The organism is Chamaesiphon sp. OTE_75_metabat_556, from assembly GCF_031378165.1.
Classification (GTDB): domain Bacteria; phylum Cyanobacteriota; class Cyanobacteriia; order Cyanobacteriales; family Chamaesiphonaceae; genus Chamaesiphon.
Genome location: NZ_JANNDR010000547.1, coordinates 1 through 4,493, shown reverse-complemented (window position 1 = coordinate 4,493; position 4,493 = coordinate 1). Strand labels below are relative to the sequence as shown.

General features: G+C 45.5%; 5 protein-coding genes. 1 reads left to right on the top strand and 4 read right to left on the bottom strand.

Annotated elements, in window-relative coordinates; translation table 11 throughout:
* The 3 genes from RMO27_RS21475 to RMO27_RS21465 all read right to left on the bottom strand — a co-directional run.
* Positions 1-755, bottom strand: a 755-nt coding sequence (locus tag RMO27_RS21475; RefSeq protein ID WP_309736430.1) for an ATP-binding protein, incomplete at its 3' end; no start/stop codon positions are given.
* Positions 756-768: 13 nt separating this feature from the next.
* Entirely contained in the window at positions 769-927 is a 159-nt protein-coding gene (locus RMO27_RS21470; protein ID WP_309736428.1) for a hypothetical protein, read from the bottom strand.
* Positions 918-1,460, bottom strand: a complete 543-nt coding sequence (locus tag RMO27_RS21465) for a type IIL restriction-modification enzyme MmeI (protein ID WP_309736426.1) — start codon at positions 1,458-1,460, stop codon at positions 918-920. The genes RMO27_RS21470 and RMO27_RS21465 overlap by 10 nt, the downstream gene beginning before the upstream one ends.
* A 288-nt stretch (positions 1,461-1,748) precedes the next feature.
* Here RMO27_RS21465 and recJ point away from each other — a divergent pair, with 288 nt between their 5' ends.
* Positions 1,749-3,719 carry a single-stranded-DNA-specific exonuclease RecJ gene (gene recJ, locus RMO27_RS21460; protein WP_309736424.1) on the top strand — a complete coding sequence of 657 codons (1,971 nt, stop codon included), beginning with the start codon at positions 1,749-1,751 and terminating at the stop codon, positions 3,717-3,719.
* Between the two features lie 213 nt (positions 3,720-3,932).
* Here recJ and RMO27_RS21455 read toward each other — a convergent pair.
* On the bottom strand, positions 3,933-4,493 hold a 561-nt coding region (locus tag RMO27_RS21455; protein ID WP_309736422.1), incomplete at its 5' end, for a ParA family protein.

Sequence of the window (4,493 nt, the reverse complement as noted above, 5' to 3'; positions counted from 1 at the left end):
ATGTTGACGTATCCGTCGTTGCTAAATATTTTAAGATTACCTTGATTGGTCGAGAGGAAGTTTTGTAAGGTACTCAGCCCCATCCCTCTGCTTCTAATTTTGATGGCGGTACTGTTTCCAGTCTGAAACGCCCATTCTATGGCTTGCGCTGCATCTAGCGATCGATTTTGGGGTAGAGATCGAACGTTATTGGCTATGCCCTGCCCAAAATCAATAATAGTTAGGTGTAACTCTTTTTTGTTTGGGTAGTATTGTCCACAACTAAAAACACCAATGGATGAGTTGCTATGTTCAAAGGCATTTGTGTATATTTCCCAGACGGTACCAACGATCGCGCCTTTTAAGCCCAAGCTGATATCGACCAAGTTTTTTCCTAACCACTGATTTACCAGATACCCAATTATAGCACATTTGTTCTGGTCTAAATCTTGGCGATAAGGAACAGAATTACCATTCCAAGGCTCTACCCCTCGATCGAAACTGAACAAGAATCCATTTTGGGCGAGATTCATGCGAACTTTAGGCTGCAATGTATCCCAGTCGAAGTTTAACTGTCCGCCTTGAGATCGAACGTGATGGCTGAGTCCACCTAGAAACGCCACACCAAGGTGACTCAGAAAGCTGCACTTTTGAAAATCAAGGGTCAAGTCTAAGGAGGTTTCAAGTTTTTGGCCTACCATGTGCCAGATCTCTAATAAGGATTGGCAATGCTTAGATGTGTGATAGATGACGGGAATTTCTATTTTGACAGTCATGTAGTCGATCTATCTAAGCGGTTTGTTGTAGCTCGGCATATTGCCAGTAGGTGATGCCTGTATCATCACGATGGATGAGTATCCCAAACCATTCTAATCGATCGAGATTTTCCGCTATTGCATCCAATTTCTTCTGGGTATTTTTGCCTGTAAATTGGTTGGCTATCTGCACCACTGTCCATAACTGCCATACTCGCCACTAAACCCTTCCCACACCTCAAAATGCGAACCAATATCACAGGTAATCAAAAACGGCGGTAGCGATGGCAGCATCCGGTTATAAGCGTAGGATTTAGCCTGGTTGAATGCCTTCTGCATTTCATCCCGATAGCCTTTCGTCCCCCGCTTGCCGTGCCCCTTGCTCGAATTGGTACTCCCCTGCTTTGCCTCAATCAGGAAGTGAGACTCTTTATAAAAGTCCGCAAATCGCGTCGTCTCTGCCTTCTCACTGAAGAATTTAATGTTTTTGTCAAAACAGTATCGATCGCCTGCCTCACTGCCTTTTGGGGGCGGTGCTGGCACATCTAGAGCCACACATAAATCGCCAAAAAAGGTTTGATAATTAGCCCGTTCGTTCCCCTCGGAACCCAACCACTTAGTCAAGAAGTCATCAACTCGTTGGCGATCGACATCATTCATGCAAATATGAACGTATTCATGCGGGGTCTGGCTGATATATCTTACCGCTAAGTAACTTACAATCAAAGCAGCAGATCGATTTTTTAGAGGAAAAGCTACGCCAACGATCGCTAACTGCCTAATACCAATCACGGGACTGCAGGGGCGGGTTTATGCTAAAGATTTTTGTTCGACAATAACGGTCGATCGAACCCGCCCTAACCTACCAGTAACGGTAAGATCGAGCGGTATTTGATTTACTAGTGGGGAGGGCGGGTTCGATCGAGGATTGTTGGTGCTGATCGATAATTTCTAGCATAAACCCGCCCCTACAGATCTGTATAATGATTTTGGCTCATTTAGTCTGCGATTATCATGCTTCCCCAACACCGCTGGCAAATAGCACCGAGCAACTTATCACAGGCTGCAACCCTAGCTGCAGGTATCACGCTCACCCCTGATGAGGCGACATCACCATTGCTGGCGCAGGTGCTGATGAATCGCGGGATTGAGACGATCGAGCAAGCCGAGTTATTCATTCATCCAGAGACAGCGACATTACCTTCGCCATTGACCGAATTTCCCGATTTGGAGATAAGTTTAGATATCCTCGTCAACGCGATCGAGCAGAAGTCTAAAATCGCGATTTGTGGGGATTATGATGCCGATGGCATGACTAGCACCGCCCTACTATTACGCGCTCTATCGGCTTTAGGAGCGGATGTAGATTATGCGATTCCCAGTCGGATGTCCGACGGGTATGGGATTAATCAGCGGATCGTCGAAGAATTTCACTCTGAAGGTGTCAAGTTAATTATCACCGTGGATAATGGCATTTCGGCAGTAGCGGCGATCGCTAGAGCCGTAGAATTGGGCTTGCAGGTAATTATTACCGATCACCATGACTTACCACAGATATTACCGCCAGCGCAGGCAATTCTCAATCCCAAACTAATTGCTGAATCTTCGGTTTATCGAGCGATTGCGGGGGTAGGAGTTGCTTATCTGCTAGCTTTAGAATTAGCGAATAGACTCGACAAACCATCTTTAAGTGATGAGTTATTAGAATTATTTACATTAGGGACGATCGCCGATTTAGCACCATTAACTGGCATCAATCGTCGTCTCGTCAAACAAGGTTTACAACTATTACCCAACTCCCAAGTGACTGGGATTCAAGCCTTAATTGAAATGTCCGGCACCCAAGGCGGCACGGTTGCTAAAAATACCGCCATGAAGCCGGAAGATATTGGATTTAGATTAGGTCCGAGAATCAATGCGATCGGGAGAATTGATGACCCGCAGATTATTATTAATTTACTCACTACGGAAGATATGGGTGTCGCTTTAGCCAGAGCGATCCAATGCGAACAAGTCAATAAACAACGTCAAGATATGTGCGCGGCGATCGAACAAGAAGCGATCGACCTCATCGAGCATGGTAACTATAATATCAAACAAAATCGCGTCTTAGTTATCGTTCATTCCGGCTGGCATCATGGTGTAATTGGGATCGTGGCTTCGCGCTTAGTCGAACGCTATGGCGTGCCAGTATTTATCGGGACAAATGAAGACGAGCATCATATCCGAGGTTCGGCGCGGAGCATCCCCGAATTCAATGTGTTCGATGCCCTCAACTACTGTCATGATTTACTAGGTAAATATGGTGGACATCGTGCGGCAGGTGGATTCTCGATGCCCACAGAGAATCTAGAGAAATTTCAACAGACATTAAGTGAATTTGCCCACAAATGCTTAGAAGTCGAGCATCTCAAGCATTTAGTCAAAATTGATGCCGAAGCCGATTTAGCAGCAATTAATATGTCCCTTTACACCCAAATCGATGCAATTCATCCTTGTGGCATGGAGAATCCCGATCCGGTATTCTGGACGGCAAATGTCCGCGTCCTCGAACAAAAAATTGTCGGCAAAGGACACCTGAAATTTACTGTCGATACACCAGAATTTCCGAAAGGAATTAAAGCGATCGCCTGGCGATTTGGTGATTATTTTCCATTACCACGCTATTTAGATATCGCCTACAAACTCAAGGAAAATAACTGGAAGGATACACGCGCGATCGAATTAGAAGTTATGAGTGTGCGCTTACCAGTTGCCGCCCAGACTTATAAATTTAACTATCAAGAACGGGACTATGATTGCAGTATGTCTCCTGACAAAGCTCGCTTGACGATCGTCAATTCACAGGGTCAAGCTTTGGTAGTAAATAAAGGGCAGAAAGTGGCAGAGTTAATTGGGACAAGGGCAGTTGAATCGATCAATATTACGAAGCCCTATTATTTTCAGTTGATTAAAACTGCGATGCAAGTATTGCAAGTTAGTTAATGAAAGTCATGCGGTGTTGCTAAAATTTAGGGTAGCAGGGGCAATTCATGAATTGCCCCTGCCCTAAATCTTAGCTTCTACCCTAGATTTCATGGCTTGCTTTTAAAATAAATCATATCTGAATTCAGCAATACCAATTAGTCAAACAGTGGGGTCATTCAGATCATTGCCCGCTTCCGATCTTTGCTGGTAATTTAGCTCCAATTTAGTCTTCTATGCCAACACCTCTTTACCGACGGATTGATACTTAGCCCAACCCAACTGTGCGCGCGGATCGAGATAATCTCGCACCACCACACCGCGACTAGACGATCGCTCGAAGGCAACTAATAAGGGAATATCAGCCTTAAATAAGGGTAATTTAGCTTCTTCGAGGATCGCTCTAGCTTCGCGTCCGGTTTTGGTGCGGGAATCTACTTGGGTGAGCAGGATTTTATATTTCGCGCCCCAGGCTTCCAAAAGTTCGGTGGTTTTAATCGTGGTATCGATATCGAGATGGTTGGGCGTCGTCGGCACGATCAGCAGATCGCTACTAGCCACCAAATCTTTGAGTTCGTCTTGTTCGGGGCGGGCTTGGGTATCGGTAATAATGTGCGTATATTTACTAATAATCGCCGTCGCACCAGCCTGCGAGGCAACAGTAAAAGGCAATTTGTCCTCGCGCGACCAGACTAATGCCGAACGGTTGCGATCGGCATCGATCAGTAATGTCGGCGCATTATCCTGTAGATAAGCAGCTAGGTGAATTGATGTGGTTGTCTTGCCGACACCACC